The sequence below is a fragment of the Kosakonia sp. genome (assembly GCF_032052965.1).
Lineage (GTDB): Bacteria > Pseudomonadota > Gammaproteobacteria > Enterobacterales > Enterobacteriaceae > Kosakonia.
In genome coordinates, this window is the sequence record NZ_DAMBVN010000013.1 from 68,888 (window position 1) to 94,095 (window position 25,208).

Consider the following 25,208-nt stretch of genomic DNA (forward strand, 5'->3'; position numbering starts at 1 on the left):
TGTGATCCGTTTCATCTGATGAAAATGAGCAGCGAGAAGAGCGTCAATAGCAGATATTGATCGCATTTATAATTGAAATGCAAAGTATTGATAGAATAAATTTGTGAAGTGAGCAGATTGTAGCTTTAACGATTCAGCTAAACTTGCGGTCGTTTTACCAGACAGAAATCACAGGCAAAAAAGGAAAAATGAGAAACTACTAACCAAAACGCAGCAGGCGGAAAAGAAAAACCCTCCCGGCGGGGAGGGTTCAGAGACGGCAATCAGGCTTCGCTGCTTTCAGCCAGTTCACGCAGGTACTGGAAGATCAAACGCGCGGATTTTGGCGCTTTATTGCCTTCTTTCTCTTTTTGGGCGTTGCGGACCAGCGAACGCAATTGCTGACGGTCAGCAGCCGGCCACAGGTTCAGTACCTCCGGCACGGCATCATCGCCTTCTTCAATCAGACGATCACGTAAATGCTCCAGCTTGTGGAAAAACGCCACCTGCTGGTTATGACGGTTTTTCAGCTTGTCCAGCGCCTGGCGAATGGGATCCACATCGCGTTGACGAAGCATTTTGCCGATCAGCTGCATTTGACGGCGGCGGCCCTCTTTCTTAATGCGCTGCGCCAGTTCAATCGCGTCGCGCAGATCCTGGTCAAGCGGCAGTTTATCCAGCGCGTTTTTCCCCAGGTCTACCATTTCCGCGCCAAGCTGCTTTAACTCTTCCGCATCGCGCTTAATTTCACTCTTACTGACCCAGATGATCTCATCATCTTCGTCTTCAATATCATCACCGGGCACGTCGTCGAGCCAGTCGTCGGGCTGCTTTGTCATCTCAGGCTCCTTAAAAAAGAGGCTAATGTTACCAGTTAAGGCGCGCACTGAAAAACGGTTCTCTGTTAGACTTCAAAGATTCTCTCCCTTAATTATGGCATTGGCGATGAAAGTGATCACACAAGTTGCACAACAACGCAAAGTACTGGAAGACGCAGTTTCCACGGCGCTGGAGCTGGCCGCCGGGAAATCGGACGGTGCGGAAGTGGCCGTCAGCAAAACCACCGGCATTGGTGTCAGCACACGCTACGGCGAAGTGGAGAATGTGGAATTTAACAGCGACGGGGCGCTGGGCATCACGGTTTATCACCAGAACCGTAAAGGCAGTGCCTCGTCGACCGACCTTAGCCCGGATGCGATAGCCCGTACCGTGCAGGCAGCGCTCGACATCGCCCGCTATACCTCGCCAGACCCGTATGCGGGCGTGGCGGACAAAGAGCTGCTGGCGTTCGACGCGCCGGATCTTGACCTTTTTCACCCGGCAGAAGTGACGCCGGATGAAGCCATCGAATGGGCAGCTCGCGCCGAGCAGACCGCGCTGAAAGCGGACAAACGCATCAACAATACCGAAGGCGGCAGCTTTAACAGTCACTATGGCATCAAAGTGTTCGGCAACAGCCACGGAATGCTGCAGAGCTACTGCTCAACGCGCCACTCACTCTCCAGTTGTGTGATTGCCGAAGAAAACGGGGATATGGAGCGGGATTACGCTTACACCATCGGGCGCGACATTCGCGATCTGCAAACCCCGGAGTGGGTTGGTGAAGAGTGCGCGCGTCGTACTTTGTCCCGCCTTTCTCCGCGCAAACTACCGACGATGAAAGCGCCCGTGATTTTTGGTCATGAAGTGGCGACCGGGCTGTTTGGTCACCTGGTCGGAGCGATTGCGGGCGGTTCAGTGTACCGTAAATCCACCTTCTTACTGGATTATCTGGGCAAACAGATCCTGCCGGAGTGGCTGACCATTGAAGAGCATCCGCACTTGCGCAAGGGGCTGGCATCAACGCCGTTCGACAGCGAGGGCGTACGCACCGAACGGCGAGATATTGTGAAAGAGGGCATCCTCACCCAGTGGCTACTGACCAATTATTCGGCACGCAAGCTCGGGCTGAAAAGTACGGGTCACGCAGGTGGCATTCACAACTGGCGTATCGCCGGGCGTGGGCTGAGTTTTGAGCAGATGTTGAAGGAGATGGGCACTGGCCTGGTGGTTACGGAGCTGATGGGCCAGGGTGTCAGCGGGATTACCGGTGACTACTCGCGCGGCGCGGCGGGTTTTTGGGTGGAAAACGGTGAAATCCAGTATCCGGTAAGTGAGATCACCATCGCAGGTAATTTGAAAGAAATGTGGCGCAATATTGTCACGATTGGCGACGATATTGAACATCGCAGCAACATTCAATGTGGTTCAGTGTTACTCCCGGAGATGAAAATCGCCGGACAATAACTCCGTGGCGCTAAGACCTGCGCCTGAAGCGTAATAATAAAAAAGGAAGTGAGCAATGCGTAAAAACCTGTTAGCAATCCTTGCCGTATCTTCGTTGTTTATCGGCTCTGCGGCGTTTGCCGCCGATCTGGAAGATGATATGGAAATCCTCAGCGATAACCTGAAAGTGGTGCAAAAAACCAGTGATGCCAGTGAAATGAAAACGGCATTAACCAAAATGCGTACCGCCGCGCTGGATGCGCAAAAAGCCACCCCGCCGAAGCTGGAAGGCAAAGCGCCGGACAGCGCCGAGATGAAAGATTACCGCCACGGCTTTGATATCCTGGTCGGTCAGATTGACGGTGCGCTGAAACTGGCCAACGAAGGCAAAGTGAAAGAGGCGCAGGCCGCAGCAGAAGGTCTTGCCAATACCCGCAACACTTACCACAAGAAGTTCCGCTAAAATACCTGAGCGGGGCTACGGCCCCGCTTAATCAATAAGCAAACCTTATTCATCTCACACTTTCTCCTTTCTGTTACCTGCGTTGTTATGCTTTCGAAGACGCAAATTTCCGCCACTTTTCTTCAATCCTGTGACCGCCGCACAGTGAAAAATCCCTCCTGGGTACATTTATGTGGCGCAGATCACTAACACCTGTCTCCTTTCCACTTCGAAGTGGAAAACTCCTCGCTACAAACTCGTAACCTGCGACGCTAGTTTTATTCCAGGGCCATTAATGGGGCAGACCTGTGAATAACGGAGCAGTAATGAACGACGCGGAGCAAATGGCGACCCTCGCGGAACGCATGCTGGCGCAGGTGTATCGCTTGTTAAGCGAGCAGAACATCACGCCGAACGCAGTACAGCAACAGATGCTGACTTCTCATGTAAGGGCGATGGCGCACCGCTCGGTGACCGGCGAACCATTGCCGGATGTGGATGCCAGCCTGTTTGACGAAATCTCGACCGAGTCGATGAACCTTGCCCGCGATGTGGTGGCCGCTTTTGGCAACCTCCCGGAAGAAGAAGCCTGGCTGCTCTCCGTGCACTTCGAAGTGGCGAAAGACAACCTGTAAGGAGCAAACGATGGAACAAATTACCGTAGTGATTGGCGATCGTCTGGGCAAAGGCCAAAAAGTCGCTGCAGGCGTGGAGAAAGCAGGCGGCCGCGCAGTGGTCGTGCCGGGTGTGGCGGCAGATATGAAGCTGGGAGATGTGATGAAAGCAGAAAACGCCACCTTCGGCATTTCGTTTTGCGGTAGCGGCGGTGCGGGCGCTATCACCGCGCAGAACAAACATGGCTACAAAGCCAAATATGGCATGCGTTCAGTCGAAGAGGGCGTTACCGCCATCAATGAAGGCTGCAATGTGCTGGGCTTCGGCTTTATGGATAAAGAAGAATTGGGCGAGCGTCTGGTGCAGGCGTGGCTGAAAAAATACGGCGCATAACCATGAAAGAACAGTTCACCACCACGGTCAGGGTTAAAGGCAAGGGCGATGCGAAAGCGCGCGCCTTCGCCGATGCGTTGAACCATGTTCAGGCCGCGGTGATGAAAACGTCGCCGCATATTTTACTGCGTATTGAGCCACAGGATGTGCGGGTTGTTCATGCGCAGGAAACGACGCGGAAAGAGGCCTTTTTGTTCCTTTTTCTGCGTCGGGAACGACGTGCATACAGCGTGGAGCTGGATGTGACTGTCAACGTGACCGCCATCAATCTCGACAAAGTGGATTTCGTCACGAAGTAACTAAACGCATACCCGTGAGTCAGACCCACAGGGTTGAAGAGGGCAGACTGATGTTCTTAATCATACTAATAAAATCGCTCATCATTGGCGGTCTGGTCGGCGTGGGTGTAGGCGCCGGGGCTGCACGCATGTTCCATGCGCCGACCACTCAGGGGATGGGCGCATTTCGTACTTTGGGGGAACTCAACTCCTGTGAGGGTGATCCGGCGTCTCACTTCTCCTTTGGCCTGGGCTTCTTTTTTAACGCCTGGGCGTCGTCTGTGGCGGCGGGGTCGTTCACCCAGGATGTTGATCACCGTATTATCCCCAACTGGGGCGCTGCAGCGTTGATGGTGAAAAACCGCAACGTGGGCGAAACCCTGCACGATCCGAAAAAAATGGCCATCGCCTGTGCGCTGATCGGCATGGTAGTGGTCACCTTCCTTAACCTGACGGCCTCATCCGTTCCGGCGGCGCTGCAAGTGACCGCGGTAAAAGTATTGGTGCCGGCGGCAAACCTGCTGGTGAACACCGTGATGCCGGTAATTTTCTGGCTGGCGGCCATCGACGCGGGGAAAAAATCCGGCTTCTGGGCAACTGTCTTTGGTGGCGCGGCGCAACTGATAATGGGTAACGCCGTACCCGGTCTGGTGCTGGGCATTCTGATTGGTAAAGGCGTTGAGGAGAGCGGCTGGAACCGCGTCACTAAAGTCATGATGACGGCGATTGTCGCGCTGTTTGTACTCAGCGCTTTCTTCCGCGGCTTCGACCTGAAAATGATCGCTTCTTTTAATCTGAGCGCGCCGAACTGGCTGGAGCTCATCCATAACTCGCTCAGCGGCAAATAAGGAACCGACATGGAACAGAATAAAGGTTTTTGGTACGCCGACTGGTCATTTCCGATTTTTGTCGGCCTGCTCTCATCCGGCGTGTTTGCCGGGACGCACATGTACTACCTGTACGGTATTGGCGCGTTTAACGAGGTGGCTTTCGTGTCAATGCTGCGTTCCGGTATGGATACCGGCGTCTATGGCGCGGTAGCCGCGTTTGGCGCCAGTTTTCTCTTTGCCCGCATTATTGAAGGGTCGCTGGTCGGCATCCTCGACATCGGCGGGGCGATCCAGACCGGTGTAGGGCTGGGTGTCCCGGCGCTGTTGTTGGGCGCAGGCTTTGTCTTCCCGGTGGCAAACTTTGTTGCTTCGCTGGCAACTGGCCTGGTGATTGGGCTGGCGATTGGTTACCTGATTATCCTGGCGCGTAAATTCACCATCAACCAGAGCGACTCCACCTACGGTGCTGACGTAATGATGGGCGCAGGCAATGCGTCTGGCCGTTTTCTTGGCCCGTTGATTATTCTCAGCGCCATGACCGCGTCGATTCCTATCGGCATGGGTTCGCTGGTGGGCGCGCTGCTGTTCTACCTCTGGCAAAAGCCGATTACCGGGGGCGCGATCCTTGGTGCGATGCTGCTGGGATCACTCTTCCCGGTAGCCCTCTGATACACACGGGCGCTGCGGCGCCCGTTACTCCTGGAGATACGCATGTTTGATTTACTCCTGCGCCGGGCGCGTCTGGTTGACGATACGGTGACGGATATCGCCATCGAGGCGGGGAAAATCGCCGCACTGGGCGACATCCGCGATCCGGCGAGCAAAACCGTCGATTTATGCGGCGAGTATTACGTCAGCGCCGGGTGGATTGATTCCCACGTGCACTGTTACCCGAACTCTCCGATTTATCATGACCAGCCCGACAGCGTCGGTATCCACACCGGGGTGACCACGGTGATCGATGCAGGCAGCACCGGCGCTGATGACATTGACGATTTTTATGCTCTGACCCGCCAGGCAACGACCGACGTTTTTGCCCTGCTGAATATCTCCCGCGTGGGGCTGATTGCCCAAAACGAACTGGCAAACCTGAGCCATGTCGATGCCGGAGCGGTACGCGCGGCAGTGCAGCGCCATCCCGATTTTATTGTCGGGCTGAAGGCGCGCATGAGCAGTAGCGTGGTGGGGGAGAACGGCATCACGCCGCTGGTGCGAGCGAAAGCCATCCAGAAAGAGAACGGCGATTTGCCGCTAATGGTGCATATCGGCAATAACCCGCCCAATCTGGATGAGATCGCCGACCTGCTGACCTCGGGCGATATCATTACCCACTGTTACAACGGGAAGCCGAACCGCATTCTCACGCCTGGTGGCGAACTACGAGCCTCGGTTGCACGCGCTATCCGCCGCGGTGTGCGTCTGGATGTAGGGCACGGTAGCGCCAGCTTTAGCTTTGCCGTCGCCAGGCAGGCCATCAGCCTGGGTATTTTGCCGCACACCATCAGCTCAGATATTTACTGCCGCAATCGAATTGACGGCCCGGTGCGATCGCTGGCGAATGTCATGTCTAAATTCCTCGCCATTGGCTTGTCGCTGCCGCAGGTCATTGCCTGTGTGACCGATCACGCCGCTGAAGCCCTGCGTCTGACGCAAAAAGGGCGTCTGGCGGTCGGTTTTGATGCTGACCTGACGATTTTCGACCTGAAGCGCCAGCCAGTGGTATTTACCGATGCGGAAAAGGTGGGCTTACAGGCCGAACAGATAATCACGCCGCTGGCTGCTATTCGCGCGGGCCACGGCTATATGACCGAACAAGGGAGTGCGGAAAATGCCTTCGATTTATGATAAGTACCAGTTGAAACATGTGATTAATGCTTCAGGGCGGATGACGGCCCTCGGTGTTTCTACCCCGCGCCCGGAGGTGGTTGACGCGGTGTTAAGCGGCATGAACCACTACTTCGAAATGAAAGATCTGGTGAATAAAACCGGCGAATACATTGCGAAGTTGCTGGAGGTGGAGGGCGCGACGGTCGTCTCCTGCGCGTCGGCAGGCCTTGCTCAGTCGGTGGCTGCGGTGCTGGTGCGCGATAGCGACTGGCTGCTCGAAAATCTGCACAGCACGCCCGTCGAAAATAACGAAATCGTGCTGCCGCGTGGGCATAACGTCAACTTTGGTGCGCCGGTCGGCACCATGGTGGCGCTGGGCGGCGGAAAAGTGGTGGAAGCCGGCTACGCCAACGAATGCTCCGCCGATCAACTGGCGGCGGCGATCTCTCCCCGCACGGCGGCGATCCTCTACATCAAGTCACACCACTGCGTACAAAAAAGCATGCTCAGCGTGGAGCAGGCTGCTGTTGTAGCACGTAAACACAACCTGCCGCTGATTGTGGATGCGGCCGCAGAAGAAGATTTGCAGTGCTATTACCGCGCCGGTGCAGACCTGGTGATTTACAGTGGTGCAAAGGCCATTGAAGGGCCAACCAGCGGGCTTGTGATTGGCAAAACCCAGTATGTGGAGTGGGTAAAACGCCAGACGGCGGGCATTGGCCGCGCCATGAAAGTGGGCAAAGAGGGCATTCTCGGTTTGACCTGCGCCATTGAACACTACCTTAGCGCGCGTAAAGAGAGCGGGGCGGAGATGGTCGCCAAAATGACGCCCTTTATCGACCAGCTAAATACCCTGCAGGGCGTAAGCGCTCGCGTAGTGTGGGACAGCGCCGGGCGTGATATCGCCCGCAGTGAAATCAAATTTGATGAAGCAGTCACCGGCATGGCAACCGGTGATCTGGTGAGCGCGCTGAAACAGGGCGAGTACGCCATTTATTTCCGGGGCTATAAAGCCAATGAAGGCATTATTGAAGCCGATGTGCGCAGTGTAACGGCAGACCAACTGGACATTGTTTATCGCCGTATCGCCGAAGAACTGAACAAGGAGCAACAGGCATGAAACTGACCCCCCATTTTTACCGCGATCGTGTCTGCCTGAATGTGCTGGCCGGAAGTAAAGATAATGCCAGCGCCATTTATCAGGCGGCAGAAGGGCATGTGCTGGTGGGAGTACTGTCAAAAAACTACCCGGACGTTGCAACGGCGGTTGCCGATATGCGCGACTATGCTGCGCGCATTGATAACGCGCTCTCCGTTGGGCTGGGGGCGGGCGATCCGAATCAATCGGCGATGGTCAGCGCCATCTCGCGGGAAGTGCAACCACAGCACGTTAATCAGGTCTTTACTGGCGTGGCAACCAGCCGCGCGCTGCTGGGGCAGCGCGAGACGGTGGTCAATGGTCTGGTCTCGCCAACGGGGACGCCGGGGCAGGTGAAGATTTCGACCGGGCCGTTGAGCAGCAAAGCGGCGGCGGGCATCGTGCCTATCGATACCGCGATTGCGTTGCTAAAAGACATGGGCGGGAGCTCGATTAAATATTTCCCGATGGGCGGCCTGGCGTGCCGCGACGAGTACCAGGCGGTGGCCGAAGCCTGTGCCCGTTACGATTTTTGGCTGGAGCCGACGGGAGGGATCGATCTGGATAATTACAATGACATCCTGCAAATCGCGTTGGATGCGGGCGTCAGCAAAATCATTCCGCATATTTACAGTTCGATTATTGATAAAGCGAGCGGCAACACCCGCCCGCAGGATGTACGCCAATTACTGGCGATGACGAAAGCGTTGGTACAGTAGTCCTGTTCTCCTGCTCCAGGCGGGAGAAGGGGCGTTTGAGACAACCATTAAGGAGCGACCATGCACACTGCCCGCCATTTGCTTGCCGCGTCACTTTCGCTGCTGGCGACCACTGCCATAGCCCAGACCCAGTACGCCTGGGTAGGGACCTATAATCCGAATGGCGAAGGCGTCTATCGCTTTAACGTCGACCCACAATCTGGCGCACTCAGCCAGAGAACGCTCGTCAGCCAGTTGCCCAATGCCGCACAGCTTGCGGTGTCGCATGATGGCAAAACACTGTATGTGGCCAGCGAAGTGGAAAAAGGCATGGTACAGGCGCTGCGCATAGGCAGTGACGGTGAATTGAGCGCATTAAACCAGGTCGCTTCGGGCGGCGCCGGGCCAGTCTGGCTGGCGTTGACACCACAGGGGCATCATCTGCTGGTGGCGAATTATGTCAGCGGTTCAATCACCGTTTTGCCAGTGAATGCGGATGGTAGCCTCGGTGAGGCCGTGGACAGTCATCAGGATCAGGGAACGCCGGGGGCAGCAAAACCGCAGGCAGCGGCAGAGGGCAGCTTTGCCATCAGCGATCATAACGGGCCGCATGCGCATATGATTGCGGCGGATCCGGGCGGGAAATTTGTCTTTTCTACCGATTTGGGCCTGGATCGCATTTATCAATATCGGTTTGATGAACAGAGTGGCAAGTTGACGCCAAACGACCCACCTTATATTGAGGCGTCCTCACAAGGCGCGGGGCCGCGTCATTTTGTTTTTACACCGCAGGGCGATGGGCTGTGGCTGATTAATGAAGAAGCCTCGACGCTGACTCACTACCGTCTGGATCACGCCAGCGGCACGTTGAAAGAGGGGAAAACAATTTCAGCGTTGCCGAAAGAGTATAAAGGCACCAGTTTTGCCGCCGGGCTGGTACTAAGCCGTGATGGCAGTCAACTGTATGTCGCCAACCGATTGCACAACAGCATCGGGCATTTTCGCGTCCAGCCTGACGGCACACTCACGCATCTGGATGATGTCTGGACGCGCGGTGATTATCCCCGCTCACTCACGCTGGATAATCACGGCCGCTGGCTGTATGTCATGAATCAGCGCAGCGATAACATTACCCGTTTTCGTGTAGCGCAGGATGGCAAACTGCGCTTTACACCGGATTATACGCCGGTGGGCAGCCCATCTCAGATGGTCATTTCTACTCAACCTTAAGCCCTGGAGAACGACGTGCGATTCCCGAACCAACGTTTAGCGCAACTGTTTATGATGTTGCAAAACGAGACGCTGCCGCAGGACGAGCTGGCGCAGCGGCTGGCGGTGTCGACGCGTACCGTTCGGGCTGACATCACCGCATTAAATGCGTTGCTGCATCACCACGGCGCGCAGTTTGTATTAACGCGTGGCAGTGGCTACCAGCTAAAAATTGACGATGCCGTGCGTTATCAGAGTCTGCAGGCTGCCCGCCCGCGTGCGTTGCGCATTCCGCGTAACGGGCAGGAGCGCGTGCATTATCTGGTGGTGCGCTTTCTGACTTCGGCGTTTTCGCTCAAGCTGGAAGATCTGGCAGACGAATGGTTTGTGAGCCGCGCGACGCTCCAGAACGATATGACCGAAGTACGGGAATGGTTCTCTCGCTACCGTCTGACGCTGGAGACGCGCCCGCGTCATGGCATGAAGCTGTTTGGCAGTGAAATGGCGCTGCGCGCCTGCCTGACCGATTTACTGTGGGAGCTGGCGCAACAAAATGCGCACAATCCACTGATCACCGAAGAGGCCCTCAATCCCGGCGTGCCGGAGGCGCTGGTGCCCGTGCTGCAGGCGAGCTTTAGCCGTTATCATATTCGCCTGACCGATGAGGGCGAGCTGTTTATCCGCTTGTATTGTGCCGTGGCGATACGTCGCATTAGCGAAGGATATCCGCTGTCGGAATTCACCGCCGAAGATGGGGATGAAAATGTGCGTGATGCCGCGCGGGATATCTCAACGGCGTTACAGCAACTGGCGGGAAAACCGCTGGCGGCAGCAGAAGAGCACTGGCTGCGGGTGCATATTGCCGGGCGACGCGTACAGGAGCTTGCACCAAGCGCCATCAGCGCCGATGACGATGAAACCCTGGTTAACTACATCCTTGGCTATATCAACACGCACTATAACTACAACCTGCAAAACGACACGCAACTGCATGCGGATCTGCTCACCCATATCAAAACCATGATCACCCGTGTGCGCTACCAGATAATGATCCCCAATCCCTTGTTGGATAACATCAAGCAGCACTACCCAATGGCATGGGATATGACACTGGCGGCGGTGTCCAGTTGGGGAAAATACACCCCGTATGTGATCAGCGAAAACGAGATTGGATTTCTCGTTCTGCACATTGGTGTTGGGCTGGAACGCCATTACAACGTCGGTTACCAGCGTCAGCCCTGCGTGCTGTTAGTGTGCGACGCCGGGAATGCAATGGTGCGGATGATTGAAGCCGTACTGGCGCGTAAATATCCGCAGGTTAGGGTCACGCGCACGGTGACGTTGCGTGAATATGAGCAGTGCGCGGGCATTGCAGAAGATTTTGTTATCTCGACGGCCAGGGTCAGCGAAAAAGATAAACCCGTTGTTACCATTGCGCCGTTCCCGAGCGATTACCAACTCGAGCAGATCGGCAAGCTGGTGCTGGTAGACAGAACGCGGCCGTGGATGCTTGAAAAGTATTTTGACGCGCTCCATTTCCGCATTATTGATGGGGCAATGGATCAGCAAACCCTGTTCAAAACGCTTTGTGATCAGTTATATGACGAAGGGTTTGTCGACGCGACGTTTCTCGATTCGGTGGTCGAACGTGAGGCGATTGTCAGCACCCTGCTGGGGGAAGGCATTGCATTACCACACGCTCTTGGGCTGCTGGCGAAAAAAACCGTGGTCTATACCGTGCTGGCTCCGCAGGGCATCGCGTGGGGGGATGAAACCGCTCACGTTATTTTTTTACTGGCGATCAGTAAAAGCGAGTACGAAGAGGCGATGGCCATCTACGATATCTTCGTCACCTTTTTGCGCGAGCGGGCGACCGCCAGGTTATGTGTGTGCAAGGACTTTGCCGCCTTTAAAAGCGTGGCAATGGAATCCCTCAGCCGTTTTTAAGTAGAGGAGAGGGGCACCCCCTCTCCTGGGCGGATTATTTAAAGGTATAGGCGATACCGGCGCGCAGGCGAAGCTGGCGTTCGCTGGATTTCGATGAGCGGTTAATGTCGCCAAAGCTAATATAGGGACTCCATTCCCGCTTATCGCCTAACGCATAATTAAATTGTAATTCCTGCTCATAATTATACTTTTTGTTGGCATAGAGATTTTCATCACCATATTGGTAAATCAATTTGTAGGTGGTCGTCAGGTTGGCAATGTTATAACGCAGGTAACCATCCACACGATTGACCGTACGATGCTTATTGGTGCTGCAGTTGGCGCAGCCGCTATTATCATGGGCGTAATCCGTTAATTCCAGGCGGTAAAGGCCGCCGACTGACCAACTATCATTGATTTTGTACCATGGCGACACGCCAACTTTCCATTCAGTGCGGGTTGAGTTAAATTCCGGTTGAAATAACGGAGAGACGGTCCAGTTGCCAAAACTGTATTTTTTCGCCAGCGTCATTTCCACCGCATTGAGAACGGGATCTTCATAATATTTATCTTTGACATCCGATCCGCCGGTTTTGAATTTCGTTTCCACGGCGAAAGAGAAGTTTTGCGGCAGTTGGGTAGCCAGGGTTAATTTGTCGTAATGGGTGCGATCGCGAAGGCGATACTCATGACGATAATCCAGGCTGACATTGCGTAATACAATGTCATCTGCTGTGGCATAGCCAATGGCAAATAAAGGGAGTGCGGCACAGAGCGTATTGATGGTTTTCTTATTCATGGTCGAAAGCCTTTTTCATTTATTATCGGCAAGGGCAGTCACCCGTACTGTGGCATTCTCACAATACGGGGGGGTATAAATAAAATTATTCGCTAAGGGTAATCACATCGTACATTACGCTACCGCCTGTTAATTGCAGCGTAATCGTATTATTTCCCTGACGTAACAGGTCGGCATTGAGTGGAATAGCGGCAAGATGGTATTGCCCATTTTGTAATGCACCGCGATACAGCGTTTTATCGTTGGCGTATTTCAGCGTATTCACCGCTTTGCCATTCACTTTAACCACCAGTGACGGCGCGCTGTTGCTGCTGCCCATTCCGCTGTTACTGGCGGCAGCCAGCGCAATATTCAGCGTGTAGACGGGCTTATCTGGCATCATGGCAAAGCGTATGTCCCATTTTCCAGGTTTAGTCTGGGCATAGTACCAGTCGCGGCTATAGTCGCTGCGGCCAATGTCGAATACCAGGTCGGCAGGCACATCGTTCTGCCAGTGATAGCCTCTCGGCTCGTTACCATAACGGAACTCGCGCGCCTGGCGGTTGGCCTGGCCAATCGACCACAACACCCTGGAGGCCGGTTTGAGGGCAATATCGCCCAGCGTTTGTTTATCCCCTTCAATGACCACCTGCTGCTGGGCCAGTATGCCGGGCTGTGTTCCGGCATTGGCATATACCGCGAGCTGGTAACGCCCGGGGATGACATTGTCGAGGTGGAAAGCACCTTGACTGTCCGTGCTGGCCGAAAACAGATAACCCCGCGTCTGCAAATCGAAAGGCTCATCCAGTGAGGAAGAGAGCACCACGGTGGCCGGCGTAGCGCTGCTGATATGGCCAGTCACCTGAGTCCGTTTGTCGATGTAGCGCGCGTCATCTACCCATTTATAGGGCCAGTTGGCGCGCTCGGTGCGCGATTGCTGGCCTGCATCTACAAGCATCTGCTTTTTGTCGCCGCGGTTGATGTACAGCAACCAGGGGCCGTAGACTTTTTTCCAGCCGGGTTGCGCCTGCATATCTGGCGTGCCCATATGTGCCCCGGTCATATAGTTCAGTATGATGGCGTCCTGATGCACCATCAGATCCTGCTTCAATGCATCGCCAGAAAAATATTCGCCACTGCCGGGGATCAACCACGCGCCAATACCTTCGCCGTATACCCCCCAAAACGCGCTGCCGCGTTGATAACCGGCAAAATCATATTTTGAATAGACGTCGCCGTTCGGTAACTGCCACGTTTCGTCCTGCACTTTCGGCATTTGTTCCAGTTGCGCATATAAATACGGTTTGCCGTGGCGTTCGCCGTTAAAAATATGATCAAGACGTTGCGGGTTAAAGCGGTAAACATTGCGCAATTCACTGATCTGTACCGTTTGTTGACCGGTATTTTCTGCAACTACATAACTGTAAATACCACTAATGCCTTTACGCATGATTAAATGGTATTCCAGCCGTAACAGGCTTTTTTTGTCATCAACCCATGCAATATGTACCATGTCTTTATCATTGCGGATGACCTCCAGGCGTTCCGGCAGAAAATCTTTTACGCCTTTCGAATAAAAGTCGAGATAAGCACTGCGTGTTTTGCTGGGATCACGCTGCGCGCCAGATAATGAGGTCAGCAAATTTATGCCGTCTTTCACCATCGCGACGGCGCTGGCATCCTCATTAAATTCGACGTGCAGCAAGCCATTATCCAGGGTGGCATTCATCCCTGAGACAGTCAGCGATACCGGTAAATCGGTATTGCTGTAACTCAGTGAAGAAAATAAAAGTAAAGCGGTAACACCATACCGAATGTGCATGTTTTTGTTCCTGTTATAGAACCATATTACCCAGAGAGTGAATGGTCTTTTTCAATGTTATGTTGGGTTAGTTAGTGCATGTCGGGCGTTATTTCATTAAAGGTTGAAAATAGTCAGCAGAGTAATCCGATGTTTTTTCAACCACCTTTGCCTTACTGCCAGTGTTGAAGGTTTACTGGCAACCAGACGAAGATATACGCGATCCTTATCTAAAATTAAAAATAAGGATTAATGTATTTGAAATAATGTTTTGATTTGAGTTTGAGACGAGAGAAAGAGGGCTTTCCTTACTAAAAAGGAGAGTAAATTATTCAGCCTCTAATGATTTACCGAAGGGAGATTAACGTAAATGGTGCAGCACCTGGTTGCTGCTGCCGCGCCAGATCAGCATCGGATCTTTCAGATCCTGGACAAATTTACCGTCCACCAGCACGTTAATCAGCGCCACCACTTCTTGCTGGTCGGCATTGAGCTCGTCAATTTTGTAACCGGTCCACACCCAGATATCTTTGCCCGGGCACTCAGCGCGGATGCGGGTGACCAGCTTTAAGACAGACGGGACGTTTTCCGGGTGCAGCGGATCGCCGCCGGACAAGGAGATCCCCTGGCGCTTCACGCGCGTATCGTTGAGATCGGCAATAATCCGCTCTTCCATTTCAGCGGTGAACGGCACGCCAGAATTCAGCCGCCAGGTGCTTTTGTTATAGCAGCCGGGGCATTCATGCACACAACCGGAAACGAACAGGGTGCAGCGTGTGCCCGGGCCATTGACGATATCGACAGGGTAATATTGGTGAAAATTCATCTTTCGTATCTCATCCGCTTAGCAATTAACGCCATTACTGCGTTGGCTGTTTGCGCGCACCCGGAGATTACGCTCCCCGGGAGACACGACATTGCCGCCTTGTTCTGACATTAAGTGCGTTGCGGATACATAACAAATTGATCGTGCAGTGCCATTGGGCAAAGTCCGGTTACCCGATTTGCCCATTACCCAGGTGCTTCACGCGGCGTTTCACTTCTTCCTGCTTACCCGCGTTAAACGGGCGGGCATCCGGGCTACCAAGGTAACCGCATACCCGACGCGTTACCGACACCCGTGACGCATCGTGGTTGCCGCATTTCGGGCAGGTAAAACCCTTGCTGGTGCACTCAAACTCACCGGTAAAGCCGCACTCGTAACACTCATCGATCGGTGTGTTGGTACCGTAATACGGTACATGCTGATAGCTGTAATCCCAGACATCTTCCAGCGCCCGCAGGTTATGCTGAATGTTCGGGTACTCGCCATAGCAGATGAAACCGCCGCTGGCCAAAGGTGGATAAGGCGCTTCGAAATCGATCTTGTCGTACGGGTTAACCTTTTTCTCCACATCAAGGTGGAAGCTGTTGGTGTAATAGCCTTTGTCCGTTACGCCATCTACCACGCCAAACTCTGCAGTATCGAGACGGCAGAAACGGTCGCACAGGTTCTCGCTTGGTGTGCTGTAAAGGCTGAAACCGTAGCCGGTTTCCTCTTTCCACTCGTCTACCGCTTTACGTAAGCGTTCAACAATCGCCACGCCTTTCGCGCGCAGAGTTTCGCTGTCGTAAATATGTTGATTACCGGACAAAGCATTAATGGTTTCGTGAATACCGATATACCCCAGCGAGATCGACGCGCGGCCATTTTTGAAAATTGGCGCAATATCGTCATCCGCTTTCAGGCGTACACCGCAGGCACCTTCCATATAAAGGATCGGCGCAACGCGGGCTTTTACCCCTTCCAGGCGGGCAATACGCGTCATCAGGGCTTTACGTGCCAACAGCAGTCGGCTGTCCAGCAATGCCCAGAACGCCTCTTCGTTACCCTTCGCTTCCAGTGCGATGCGTGGCAAGTTCAGACTGATCACACCAAGATTGTTACGCCCATCGTGGATCTGCTCACCGTTTTCTTCATATACACCCAGGAAGCTGCGGCAACCCATCGGCGTTTTAAACGACCCGGTGACTTTGACGACCTGATCGTAGTTAAGGATATCCGGGTACATCCGTTTGCTTGCGCACTCGAGCGCCAGTTGCTTAATGTCGTAATTCGGATCGTCAAACTTGTGGTTCAGGCCGTCGCGAATGGCGAAAACCAGTTTCGGGAAGACCGCCGTTTTGCGGTTTTTACCGAGGCCGGCAATACGGTTACGCAGAATCGATTGCTGGATCAGGCGGGATTCCCAACGGGTGCCCAGACCAAAACCGAAGGTCACGAACGGCGTCTGACCGTTGGCGGTGTGCAGCGTATTGACCTCATATTCCAGCGACTGGAACGCGTCGTAGCACTCTTTTTCCGTGCGGCTGCGCGCATAGCCGTCTGCGTCCGGAATATTCCATTCGCTGGCGACACGGCGGTGTTTTTCGAAGCTGGCGGCCACAAACGGTGCCAGTACTTCATCAATACGGTTGATGGTCGTGCCGCCATAAATGTGGCTGGCGACCTGCGCAATAATCTGCGCCGTCACGGCGGTGGCCGTAGAGATCGATTTTGGTGGTTCGATCTCTGCGTTACCCATTTTGAAACCGTGGGTCAGCATGCCTTTCAGGTCGATCAGCATGCAGTTGAACATGGGGAAGAACGGGGAGTAATCGAGGTCGTGATAGTGGATCTCGCCACGCTCGTGCGCCAGCACAACGTCACGCGGCAACAAATGCTGGCGTGCGTAGTGTTTGGCAACAATGCCGGCCAGCAGATCGCGCTGGGTAGGGATCACTTTACTGTCTTTGTTGGCGTTTTCGTTCAGCAGCGCTGAGTTGGTCTGCTCAACCAGCCCGCGAATGTCCTGATTCAGGCGGCCACGTTTTTCACGCGCAATATCGCGATCGTGACGATATTCAATGTAGGCGCGCGCCAGCTGTTTGTAAGGCCCGGACATAAGCTGGTTTTCGACTGCGGTCTGAATTTCGCTGATATCCACCTGCGAACGGCCCTGCATTTGGCCACTGATAACGTCTGCGACGGTGGCGCAATAGTCTGCGTCATCGACTCCCGCTGCTTTAGCTGCACGCAAAATAGCTTCCTGGATGCGCGCTGAGTTGAAAGGCACTTTACAGCCGTCTCGTTTCATCACATGCGGTGTCATGATCACTCCATTTTAGAAAACAGGTTATCCACAATGAAGGAGGCACTGACTGGTGGGTTATTCATTACCAAAACCAATAAGTTCGTCCTTTCCTGACCCGTGTTATCCACAGCGTGTTACGCTGTCCAGCCGATTGGGCTGAGTGAATTTTAGTCGATTAATACAACATATTGGGTCGGCGTGCATTCTAATTTCTATATATAGTGATTTGCATCAAACATGTTTACGCTTTTATTGACTCAGGACAAAGTAAAAATCAGATAGCACACAGGACGGGCGGCCTGGCGGAATGTAAATTTTCTGATTCTTATTTTGACTAAAAATTCAACAAAAACAGCAGGTTTATTCCCTGCTGTTTTTCTGTGCGCAACGTCGAAAAATCAGGCTTGCAGCCACCACACCGCTTCAAACGGGCGCAGGGTCATCTCGCCGGGGCAGGACGCAACTTCGGCATAATTGCTGTGCAATACTTGCCAGTTGCCAGGCATGATCTCAGGACGCCAGGGCTGGCACGCATTGCTGAGATTAGCCATAACCAGCAGCGTCTGCCCTTGCCACTGGCGGCGGTAACACCACAAATCCGCGTGGGCTGGGAGCAGATCCTGATAGTCGCCCCACGTGAGGAGTGGCAAGGTTTTGCGCAGGCGGATCAGCGTTTGATAGGTGTAGAAAACGGAGTCAGGATCGCTGACGGCGTTTTCCACGTTGATCTCGCGGTAGTTATCGCACAAGCCAATCCACGGATCGCCGGTGGTAAAACCGGCGTTTTTGCGTGCGGTCCACTGCATCGGCGTGCGACTGTTATCACGTGATTTACTGGCCAGGATCGCCAGTAATTCTTCCGGCTCTCTGCCTGCAGCCCGCCTTTCAGCAAACATATTGTGGCTTTCAACGTCGCGGTAATCGGTAATTCGGGTGAAGTGGGGGTTGGTCATGCCGATCTCCTCACCCTGATAAATGTACGGTGTGCCTTGCATTCCGTGCAGTATCATCGCCAGCATTTTAGCGGAGACGGTGCGAAGCGGGCCTTCATCACCAAAGCGTGAAACAACCCGTGGCTGATCGTGGTTACACCAGAACAACGCATTCCATGCCACATTATGCATGCCTTGTTGCCAGTGGCGGAAAAGCGCTTTCAGGGCACTAAAATCTGGCCGCGCGAGCGTCCATTTTTCGCCGCCGGGGTAATCGACTTTCAGGTGATGGAAGTTAAACGTCATCGACAATTCACTGCCGTCCAGCGCGGCATAGCGCTGGCAATGCGCCAGCGAGGTAGAGGACATTTCCCCTACCGTCATCAAGTTGCGAGGTTGAAAGACCTCGCGGCTCATTTCCTGAAGAAAAGTATGGGCACGTGGGCCGTCTGTGTAGTGTCGGCGACCATCACCTTCAGGATCGTCCGGGAAAGTTTGCGCCTTGGAGATCAGATTCACCACATCGAGGCGCAGGCCATCGACGCCGCGATCGGCCCAGAAGGCGCACACTTTTTTCAATTCGTCGCGTACTGCCGGGTTTTCCCAGTTGAGATCGGCCTGCTCGGGTGCAAACAGATGGAGATAGTATTGCCCGCTCTCGCTGTGCCAGCGCCATGCGCCGCCACCGAATTTGGAGCGCCAGTTGTTCGGCGGCGTTTGCGGTTCACCATCGCGCCAGATATAGAAGTCGCGATAAGGGCTCGCAGGATCCTGGGATGCCTGAAACCATGCGTGCTGCGTCGAGGTATGGTTAAACACCATATCCAGCACCAGACGAATACCACGCTGATGTGCCTGTGCCACCAGTTCGTCAAAATCGTCCAGCGTGCCGTATAAAGGGTCGATAGCCGTGTAATTGGCCACGTCATAGCCGTTGTCCACCTGCGGCGAGACATAGAACGGAGTCAGCCAGATGGCATCAACGCCCAGGGTTTGTAAGTAGTCGAGACGCGCGATCACGCCGCGCAGATCGCCGGTGCCGCTACCGGTCGTATCCTGGAAACTTTTGGGATAGATCTGGTAAATAACGCCGTTTTGCCACCAGTGGGGAAGGGTATTCATAGCGATTTCCTGCAAAAAAGGAAGGGGCGCAAAGGCGCCCCAAAACATTACACAATCTGCAAGGTGCCGTGACGGAACTTGCGTTGATAGACAAATGATGTCAGTACCATGGGAACCACCACAGCGATGGCCATCGCCATCATAAAGACCTGCCAGAATGCGGGTTGAATGGAGAGGATCCCCGGCAATCCGCCCACACCAATCCCGTTGGCCATTACGCCGTTCAGGCCGCACAGTAACCCGGCGATGCCGGAGCCAATCATGGCGCACAGCATGGGGAAGCGATATTTCAGGTTGATGCCGTACATGGCCGGCTCCGTCACCCCAAGGTAAGCGGAGATCGCGGCAGGTACAGAGATTTCACGTTCGTTGTGTTTCCGGCTGCTGATAATAATGCCCACCACTGCCGAGCCCTGCGCAATATTCGACAGCGCAATCATCGGCCATACGGGCGTGCCGCCCAGGCTTTGGATCATCTGCATATCGACCGCCAGCGTGGTCTGATGCACGCCAGTGATCACCAGTGGGGCATACAGGAAACCGAACAACGCCGCGCCAATCGGTGCAAAGCTACCGGTCATCAGATGACGCACGGCGAAGGCGACGCCATCGCCGATTAGGCGGCCAAACGGGCCAATAAGAGCGTGAGCCAGGAAAACAGCGAGGATCAACGAGCAGACCGGGACCACCACCAGGTAGAGGTAATCCGGCACCAGGCGTTTTAAACGGGTTTCAATAAAGCCCAGAGCAAGACCCGCCAGCAGAGCCGGGATCACCTGCGCCTGATAACCCACTTTGGCGATGCTAAACAGGCCGAAGTTCCACACTTCTGGCGTTTGCGAGCCGAGCAGATACGCGTTCATCAACTGCGGCGACACCAGCGTGATGCCAAGTACGATGCCGAGAATTGGCGTACCGCCGAGTTTGCGCACCGCCGACCAACAAATCCCGACGGGCAGATAGAAGAAAATGGCTTCGCCGATCAGCCACAGGAAGTCATAGACCGTTTTCAGCGCAGGGAACATTTGCGCCAGCGTTTGCCCGTTGCTCATCGGCACATCGCCGATGACGTTACGAAAACCGAGGATCAACCCGCCGCTGATCAGCGCTGGCAGCAGGGGGAAGAAGATCTCCGCAAAATGCGAAATCAGGCGTTCGTGCCATTTCATATTTTGCCGCGCTGCCAGCTTAGCCTGCTCTTTATCCGCATGCGCCAGTCCGGTGGCCGTGCGCAGAGCCTGGTAATAATCGCCCACGTTTGTGCCGATTACGACCTGGAACTGCCCGGCGTTAGTAAAACACCCTTTTACCATCGGTAACTGTTCAATGCCTTTTGGATCGGCGGCGGCCGGGTTATTCAATACAAAGCGTAACCGCGTAATACAGTGGCTGACGGTGGCGATATTTTCGCGCCCGCCGACCAGCGCGATCAGCTGTTCAATGTCTGCCTGATTTACTTTGCTCATCGTGGTGCCTCTCGGGGGAGAAATGCTGGGTAATGACCGGAAAGAAGCGTAACCAGGAGCGCGTTAATAGAAAATGGGAACGTTCCCGAAATCGGGCGAGGATCACAATAAACCGTACGGCGGGGCAGTTAAACCAGTTGTGGTGGGATGATGATTTGCCGTGGATCGGCGCGGCCATTGACCTGATTGATTAGCTGTGCGGCAGCCTGCCGACCGGCTTCGGCATAACCGGGATCGACGGTGACTATTTCTGGATGCAGGAATTTCATCAGCGGCGTGTTGCCAACGCTGGCGAGTTGCAGGTTATCAATTCGCTGCTCCTGCAAATATTTGCTGGCACCGAGCGCCAGCGTATCAGTGGCACACAGTAGCGCAGTGGTATCAGGCGTTAAGACCTCCGCAACATGCTCATAACCCTGTTTCATAGCCAGACCCGGCAACGCTGACACCGGCGCAAGTTGATGCGTTTTGCAGAACGCCAGATAGGCGTCGTGGCGGCGTTTACCGGTGGTGATATCGCTATGCGGTACGCCAATAAAGCTGATATGGCGATGACCCTGCGCGTAGAGCTTCTCCATCAGCAACTGGATTGCGCCCTCATCGTCATAGCACACCGAGGCAAAACCACTGGCGTCGCGTGCCAGCAGTACGAGTGAGGATTGCCAGGAGGCGAGCAAACTCTCTGTTACGCCAGTGAAACCAAACAGCACCACGCCATCAATATTGCGGCGGCTGAGCATCTGCAAATGTTCCTCAACCAGCGTTGGCGAGAACTGGCTTTCCATCATGATGGGATCGTAGCCCTGTTCATAAAAGGCGGGCAGCATGGTCTGCACGGCAAGATTTTCTGACAGAGAATCAAGACGGGAGACAATAATCGCCACGACTTTATCGCTCTGCCCTCGCATGGCGCGGGCAGAACGGGACGGGGAGAAACCGTGCTGATTAACCACCGCCTCCACCCGCTGACGCGTACGCTCACTGACGCCGCTTTCATTATTCAGCACGCGAGAAACGGTGGATTTACCCACGCCGCTCAAGCGCGCGATGTCTTTGATCGTCAGCCGGTTTTGCATACGCTCTGTCCTGTTCCTTATTAAGGCGGTTTGCAGAATAAAGGAGTTTCGTCCTGGTTCCAACTCACAACAATGAGCAAAGTCTGGTTTATGCACTTTGCGGCGCGACCCGATAAACAGAAGTGTGTATACGCTTGGTTTAATTCAGCGGAGTTATGATACGGCCATGCAATAATTCCCTTTTCACTCACTTACCGGAGGCCAGATGGATCCCGATCCCACCCCTCTCCCGCGACGGAGAAACCTTTTCCGGTAAGCTCGCTTTTGCTGCCTTACCGGATGCGTAAGGCAGCGACGCCATTTTCGTCCCTGCCCAATAAACGCCAATTGGCGCGGCTTTGCTACGCCACTTGTCAACAATTTACACCTTACCTTGCCTGATGTGCCGGGGCGTTTCGGTGGCGGATCCATGGTGCTTAGCGCCGGGAGCCGACACCACACTCCGCAACCAGGCCATGAGTGAAATGAGGTGTAGGAATGCACCCGCGAGATGCGGGGGCAAGGACACAATTATGCTGAAAAACATGACCCGGCAGCTTTTTGCTCGCCTTCACCGCCATTTACCACGTCGTCTGGTACAGCGCGATCCGCTGCCCGGCGTACAACATGTCACGCATGGCGATATTCCGGCTTCGTTAAGCGAGCGCTGCCTGACGCTGGCTTTGATGGCGCAGGATCAGCTGTGGCACAGGTTCGCCAGTCACCCGGAAGGGCTGAATCCGCAGGAAGTCGAACTGGCGCGGGAAACGCACGGTGCCAACCTAATCCCGGCGCAAAAACCCTCACCGTGGTGGGTACATTTATGGGTGTGTTACCGCAATCCTTTTAACCTTTTGCTGACGTGCCTTGGCGCCTTTTCTTATGCCTCGGAAGATCTGTTTGCCGCCGGGGTGATCGCCCTGATGGTGGCGATTTCCACGCTGCTTAACTTTTTGCAGGAAGCACGCTCGACCAAAGCGGCGGATGCGCTGAAAGCGATGGTCAGCAATACCGCGACCGTGTTGCGCGTGGTGAATGAGAAAGGTGAAAACGGCTGGTGCGAGATCCCTATTGATCAACTGGTGCCGGGCGACATCGTCAAGCTGGCCGCCGGCGATATGATCCCGGCCGATCTGCGGGTGATTCAGGCGCGGGATCTGTTTGTTGCGCAGGCCTCGCTGACGGGTGAATCGTTACCCGTAGAGAAGGTGGCCACGACCCGTCAGCAAGGGCAACTGAATCCGTTGGAATGCGACACGTTGTGCTTTATGGGCACCAATGTGGTGAGTGGCACGGCGCAGACAATGGTTATCGCTACTGGCGCGGAGACCTGGTTCGGACAACTGGCCGGGCGGGTAAGCGAGCAGGAAAGCGAGCCGAACGCCTTCCAGAAAGGGATTGGTCGCGTCAGCATGCTGTTGATCCGTTTTATGTTGGTAATGACGCCGATTGTGTTGCTGATCAACGGCTTTACCAAAGGTGACTGGTGGGAAGCGGCGCTGTTTTCGCTGTCCGTCGCCGTTGGCCTGACGCCGGAAATGCTGCCGATGATTGTGACCTCCACGCTGGCGCGCGGCGCGGTGAAACTGTCGAAACAAAAAGTGATCGTCAAACATCTGGATGCGATCCAGAACTTTGGCGCGATGGACATTCTGTGCACCGATAAAACCGGGACGCTGACGCAGGATAAAATTGTACTTGAAAATCATACGGATATAAGCGGTAAAAGCAGCGAGCGGGTATTGCACAGCGCCTGGCTGAACAGCCATTACCAGACCGGGCTGAAAAACCTGCTTGATACCGCTGTGCTGGAAGGCGTCGATGCAGATGTTGCCCGGACGCTGGCGGCAGACTGGCGCAAAATCGACGAAATTCCTTTTGATTTTGAGCGCCGCAGGATGTCAGTTGTTGTGGCTCAGCAGGCGGAGGTTCATCAACTGATTTGCAAAGGCGCGCTGGCCGAGATCCTGAGCGTTTGCTCGCAGGTGCGTTTCAACGGTGAGATTGTTCCGCTGGATGACAGCATGCTGCGCCGCATTGAGCGCGTGACCAGTAATCTCAATCGGCAGGGATTGCGGGTTGTGGCCGTTGCCACAAAATATCTCCCGGCGCGCAGCGGTGACTACCAGCGCGTGGATGAGTCGGATTTGATCCTTGAAGGCTACATTGCCTTTCTCGATCCGCCGAAAGAAAGTACCGCTCCGGCGCTGAAAGCGCTAAAAGCCAGTGGTATTACCGTGAAAATTCTGACCGGCGACAGTGAACTGGTTGCCAGCAAAGTGTGCCGCGAAGTGGGGCTGGACGTTGGCGAGGCTGTAACGGGTAACGAGATTGAGTCGCTGAGCGACGATGCGTTAGCCGCGCTGGCGAAGCGTACCACGCTGTTCGCCCGCCTGACGCCAATGCACAAAGAGCGCATTGTGACTTTGCTCAAACGTGAAGGGCATGTGGTGGGCTTTATGGGCGATGGCATTAACGACGCGCCCGCGCTGCGCGCTGCTGATATCGGTATTTCTGTTGACGGTGCGGTGGATATCGCCCGGGAAGCGGCCGACATTATCCTGCTTGAAAAGAGCCTGATGGTGCTCGAAGAGGGGGTGATTGAAGGGCGTCGTACTTTCGCCAATATGCTGAAATACATCAAAATGACCGCCAGTTCGAACTTCGGTAACGTCTTTAGCGTGTTGGTGGCAAGCGCTTTTCTGCCCTTCCTGCCGATGCTGCCGTTACACTTGTTGATCCAGAACCTGCTGTACGATGTGTCACAGGTGGCGATCCCCTTTGATAACGTCGATGACGAACAGATCGAGAAACCGCAGCGCTGGAACCCGGCCGATTTGGGGCGGTTTATGATCTGCTTTGGCCCTATCAGCTCTATCTTCGATATTCTGACCTTTTGCCTGATGTGGTTTGTGTTTAAGGCTAACGTGCCGGAAGCGCAAACGCTGTTCCAGTCCGGCTGGTTCGTGGTGGGTTTGCTGTCGCAAACCTTGATTGTGCATATGATCCGCACTCGCCGCGTGCCGTTTATCCAGAGCCGCGCTGCATGGCCACTGATGGCGATGACGGTGATGGTTATTGGCGTTGGCATTGCGCTGCCGTTCTCGCCGCTGGCAACTTACCTGCAATTGCAGGCGCTGCCGCTCAGCTACTTCCCTTGGCTGGTGGCTATCCTGGCAGGCTATATGACGCTGACCCAGTGGGTTAAAGGGCGCTACAGCCGTCGTTACGGCTGGCAATAACCCCATTAAATACCCGGTATAAAAGCCGGGTATTTCTCTTAATTTCAATAACCTGTGATCGTCGTCTGGCCGTGCGCTTGACCCCGCATCCGGCGCATG

At 54.5% G+C, this 25,208-nt stretch carries 22 protein-coding genes; 14 read left to right on the top strand and 8 right to left on the bottom strand.

Going from position 1 to position 25,208, the window contains the following annotated elements; translation table 11 throughout:
* Nucleotides 1-263: 263 nt before the first annotated feature.
* Nucleotides 264-818 carry a ribosome biogenesis factor YjgA gene (gene yjgA / locus RTX30_RS15715; RefSeq protein WP_312691093.1) on the bottom strand — a complete coding sequence of 185 codons (555 nt, stop codon included), beginning with the start codon at nt 816-818 and terminating at the stop codon, nt 264-266.
* A gap of 94 nt (nt 819-912) precedes the next feature.
* On the opposite strand from yjgA, the gene pmbA reads away from it, so the two are divergent.
* The 12 genes from pmbA (at nt 913) to RTX30_RS15775 (ending at nt 11,621) form a co-directional block, all read left to right on the top strand.
* The gene (gene pmbA / locus RTX30_RS15720) at nt 913-2,265 is read left to right on the top strand and encodes a metalloprotease PmbA (RefSeq protein WP_312691094.1); all 1,353 of its coding nucleotides are present in this window, start codon (nt 913-915) and stop codon (nt 2,263-2,265) included.
* Between the two features lie 55 nt (nt 2,266-2,320).
* On the top strand, nt 2,321-2,707 hold the full coding sequence (gene cybC / locus RTX30_RS15725; RefSeq protein ID WP_312691096.1) for a cytochrome b562: 387 nt from the start codon (nt 2,321-2,323) through the stop codon (nt 2,705-2,707).
* 305 nt (nt 2,708-3,012) lie between these two features.
* Entirely contained in the window at nt 3,013-3,321 is a 309-nt protein-coding gene (locus tag RTX30_RS15730) for a glycine dehydrogenase (RefSeq protein ID WP_312691099.1), read from the top strand.
* A 10-nt stretch (nt 3,322-3,331) separates the two neighbouring features.
* Nucleotides 3,332-3,694 (top strand): SFCGS family glycine-rich protein, encoded by a 363-nt coding sequence (locus RTX30_RS15735; RefSeq protein ID WP_061498291.1) that lies wholly within the window; start codon nt 3,332-3,334, stop codon nt 3,692-3,694.
* 2 nt (nt 3,695-3,696) lie between these two features.
* Nucleotides 3,697-3,993 carry a DUF4312 family protein gene (locus tag RTX30_RS15740; RefSeq protein ID WP_312691102.1) on the top strand — a complete coding sequence of 99 codons (297 nt, stop codon included), beginning with the start codon at nt 3,697-3,699 and terminating at the stop codon, nt 3,991-3,993.
* Between the two features lie 50 nt (nt 3,994-4,043).
* On the top strand, nt 4,044-4,820 hold the full coding sequence (locus tag RTX30_RS15745) for a DUF4311 domain-containing protein (protein ID WP_312691103.1): 777 nt from the start codon (nt 4,044-4,046) through the stop codon (nt 4,818-4,820).
* A gap of 9 nt (nt 4,821-4,829) precedes the next feature.
* Nucleotides 4,830-5,471, top strand: a complete 642-nt coding sequence (locus RTX30_RS15750) for a DUF4310 family protein (RefSeq protein WP_312691105.1) — start codon at nt 4,830-4,832, stop codon at nt 5,469-5,471.
* A gap of 42 nt (nt 5,472-5,513) precedes the next feature.
* Complete coding sequence (locus RTX30_RS15755) at nt 5,514-6,647, top strand: amidohydrolase/deacetylase family metallohydrolase (RefSeq protein WP_312691107.1); 1,134 nt, start codon at nt 5,514-5,516, stop codon at nt 6,645-6,647.
* A complete protein-coding gene (locus RTX30_RS15760; protein ID WP_312691109.1) occupies nt 6,631-7,749 on the top strand; it encodes a DgaE family pyridoxal phosphate-dependent ammonia lyase in 1,119 nt (372 codons plus the stop codon). The genes RTX30_RS15755 and RTX30_RS15760 overlap by 17 nt, the downstream gene beginning before the upstream one ends.
* Nucleotides 7,746-8,486 carry a 2-dehydro-3-deoxy-phosphogluconate aldolase gene (gene dagF / locus RTX30_RS15765; protein ID WP_312691111.1) on the top strand — a complete coding sequence of 247 codons (741 nt, stop codon included), beginning with the start codon at nt 7,746-7,748 and terminating at the stop codon, nt 8,484-8,486. Before RTX30_RS15760 ends, dagF begins: the two co-directional genes overlap by 4 nt.
* Before the next feature lie 60 nt (nt 8,487-8,546).
* Nucleotides 8,547-9,695, top strand: coding sequence for a lactonase family protein (locus tag RTX30_RS15770; protein WP_312691113.1), 1,149 nt, complete (start codon nt 8,547-8,549; stop codon nt 9,693-9,695).
* Nucleotides 9,696-9,710: 15 nt separating this feature from the next.
* Complete coding sequence (locus tag RTX30_RS15775; protein WP_312691115.1) at nt 9,711-11,621, top strand: PRD domain-containing protein; 1,911 nt, start codon at nt 9,711-9,713, stop codon at nt 11,619-11,621.
* Between the two features lie 34 nt (nt 11,622-11,655).
* Here the strand turns inward: RTX30_RS15775 and RTX30_RS15780 are convergent, their stop codons facing one another.
* The 7 genes from RTX30_RS15780 to treR all read right to left on the bottom strand — a co-directional run bounded on the left by RTX30_RS15780 (nt 11,656) and on the right by treR (nt 21,888).
* Nucleotides 11,656-12,399 (bottom strand): oligogalacturonate-specific porin KdgM family protein, encoded by a 744-nt coding sequence (locus tag RTX30_RS15780; protein ID WP_312691117.1) that lies wholly within the window; start codon nt 12,397-12,399, stop codon nt 11,656-11,658.
* A gap of 85 nt (nt 12,400-12,484) precedes the next feature.
* Nucleotides 12,485-14,200: a polysaccharide lyase family protein gene (locus RTX30_RS15785; protein WP_312691119.1), complete on the bottom strand. Its 1,716-nt coding sequence runs from the start codon at nt 14,198-14,200 to the stop codon at nt 12,485-12,487.
* A 340-nt stretch (nt 14,201-14,540) separates the two neighbouring features.
* Nucleotides 14,541-15,005: an anaerobic ribonucleoside-triphosphate reductase-activating protein gene (gene nrdG / locus RTX30_RS15790; protein ID WP_312691121.1), complete on the bottom strand. Its 465-nt coding sequence runs from the start codon at nt 15,003-15,005 to the stop codon at nt 14,541-14,543.
* 169 nt (nt 15,006-15,174) lie between these two features.
* Nucleotides 15,175-17,310: an anaerobic ribonucleoside-triphosphate reductase gene (gene nrdD / locus RTX30_RS15795; RefSeq protein WP_312691123.1), complete on the bottom strand. Its 2,136-nt coding sequence runs from the start codon at nt 17,308-17,310 to the stop codon at nt 15,175-15,177.
* 380 nt (nt 17,311-17,690) lie between these two features.
* A complete protein-coding gene (gene treC / locus RTX30_RS15800; protein ID WP_312691124.1) occupies nt 17,691-19,346 on the bottom strand; it encodes an alpha,alpha-phosphotrehalase in 1,656 nt (551 codons plus the stop codon).
* Nucleotides 19,347-19,393: 47 nt separating this feature from the next.
* Entirely contained in the window at nt 19,394-20,812 is a 1,419-nt protein-coding gene (gene treB, locus RTX30_RS15805; RefSeq protein ID WP_312691125.1) for a PTS trehalose transporter subunit IIBC, read from the bottom strand.
* A gap of 128 nt (nt 20,813-20,940) precedes the next feature.
* On the bottom strand, nt 20,941-21,888 hold the full coding sequence (gene treR, locus RTX30_RS15810; protein ID WP_312691126.1) for a trehalose operon repressor TreR: 948 nt from the start codon (nt 21,886-21,888) through the stop codon (nt 20,941-20,943).
* A gap of 205 nt (nt 21,889-22,093) precedes the next feature.
* Here treR and mgtL point away from each other — a divergent pair, with 205 nt between their 5' ends.
* Nucleotides 22,094-22,144 (top strand): mgtA regulatory leader peptide MgtL, encoded by a 51-nt coding sequence (gene mgtL / locus RTX30_RS15815; RefSeq protein ID WP_312691168.1) that lies wholly within the window; start codon nt 22,094-22,096, stop codon nt 22,142-22,144.
* 256 nt (nt 22,145-22,400) lie between these two features.
* Nucleotides 22,401-25,109, top strand: coding sequence for a magnesium-translocating P-type ATPase (mgtA, locus tag RTX30_RS15820; RefSeq protein ID WP_409429823.1), 2,709 nt, complete (start codon nt 22,401-22,403; stop codon nt 25,107-25,109).
* The last annotated feature ends 99 nt before the right edge of the window (nt 25,110-25,208 follow it).

What these genes read in the sequence shown, in the direction of transcription:
- treB (WP_312691125.1), bottom strand. Translation starts at nt 20,812, where the DNA reads ATGAGCAAAGTAAATCAGGCAGACATTGAACAGCTGATCGCGCTGGTC.
- RTX30_RS15770 (WP_312691113.1), top strand. Translation starts at nt 8,547, where the DNA reads ATGCACACTGCCCGCCATTTGCTTGCCGCGTCACTTTCGCTGCTGGCG.
- RTX30_RS15730 (WP_312691099.1), top strand. Translation starts at nt 3,013, where the DNA reads ATGAACGACGCGGAGCAAATGGCGACCCTCGCGGAACGCATGCTGGCG.
- nrdD (WP_312691123.1), bottom strand. Translation starts at nt 17,310, where the DNA reads ATGACACCGCATGTGATGAAACGAGACGGCTGTAAAGTGCCTTTCAAC.
- RTX30_RS15740 (WP_312691102.1), top strand. Translation starts at nt 3,697, where the DNA reads ATGAAAGAACAGTTCACCACCACGGTCAGGGTTAAAGGCAAGGGCGAT.
- mgtA (WP_409429823.1), top strand. Translation starts at nt 22,401, where the DNA reads ATGCTGAAAAACATGACCCGGCAGCTTTTTGCTCGCCTTCACCGCCAT.
- treC (WP_312691124.1), bottom strand. Translation starts at nt 19,346, where the DNA reads ATGAATACCCTTCCCCACTGGTGGCAAAACGGCGTTATTTACCAGATC.
- nrdG (WP_312691121.1), bottom strand. Translation starts at nt 15,005, where the DNA reads ATGAATTTTCACCAATATTACCCTGTCGATATCGTCAATGGCCCGGGC.
- dagF (WP_312691111.1), top strand. Translation starts at nt 7,746, where the DNA reads ATGAAACTGACCCCCCATTTTTACCGCGATCGTGTCTGCCTGAATGTG.
- RTX30_RS15735 (WP_061498291.1), top strand. Translation starts at nt 3,332, where the DNA reads ATGGAACAAATTACCGTAGTGATTGGCGATCGTCTGGGCAAAGGCCAA.
- pmbA (WP_312691094.1), top strand. Translation starts at nt 913, where the DNA reads ATGGCATTGGCGATGAAAGTGATCACACAAGTTGCACAACAACGCAAA.
- RTX30_RS15785 (WP_312691119.1), bottom strand. Translation starts at nt 14,200, where the DNA reads ATGCACATTCGGTATGGTGTTACCGCTTTACTTTTATTTTCTTCACTG.
- yjgA (WP_312691093.1), bottom strand. Translation starts at nt 818, where the DNA reads ATGACAAAGCAGCCCGACGACTGGCTCGACGACGTGCCCGGTGATGAT.
- RTX30_RS15780 (WP_312691117.1), bottom strand. Translation starts at nt 12,399, where the DNA reads ATGAATAAGAAAACCATCAATACGCTCTGTGCCGCACTCCCTTTATTT.
- cybC (WP_312691096.1), top strand. Translation starts at nt 2,321, where the DNA reads ATGCGTAAAAACCTGTTAGCAATCCTTGCCGTATCTTCGTTGTTTATC.
- RTX30_RS15760 (WP_312691109.1), top strand. Translation starts at nt 6,631, where the DNA reads ATGCCTTCGATTTATGATAAGTACCAGTTGAAACATGTGATTAATGCT.
- treR (WP_312691126.1), bottom strand. Translation starts at nt 21,888, where the DNA reads ATGCAAAACCGGCTGACGATCAAAGACATCGCGCGCTTGAGCGGCGTG.
- RTX30_RS15755 (WP_312691107.1), top strand. Translation starts at nt 5,514, where the DNA reads ATGTTTGATTTACTCCTGCGCCGGGCGCGTCTGGTTGACGATACGGTG.
- RTX30_RS15750 (WP_312691105.1), top strand. Translation starts at nt 4,830, where the DNA reads ATGGAACAGAATAAAGGTTTTTGGTACGCCGACTGGTCATTTCCGATT.
- RTX30_RS15745 (WP_312691103.1), top strand. Translation starts at nt 4,044, where the DNA reads ATGTTCTTAATCATACTAATAAAATCGCTCATCATTGGCGGTCTGGTC.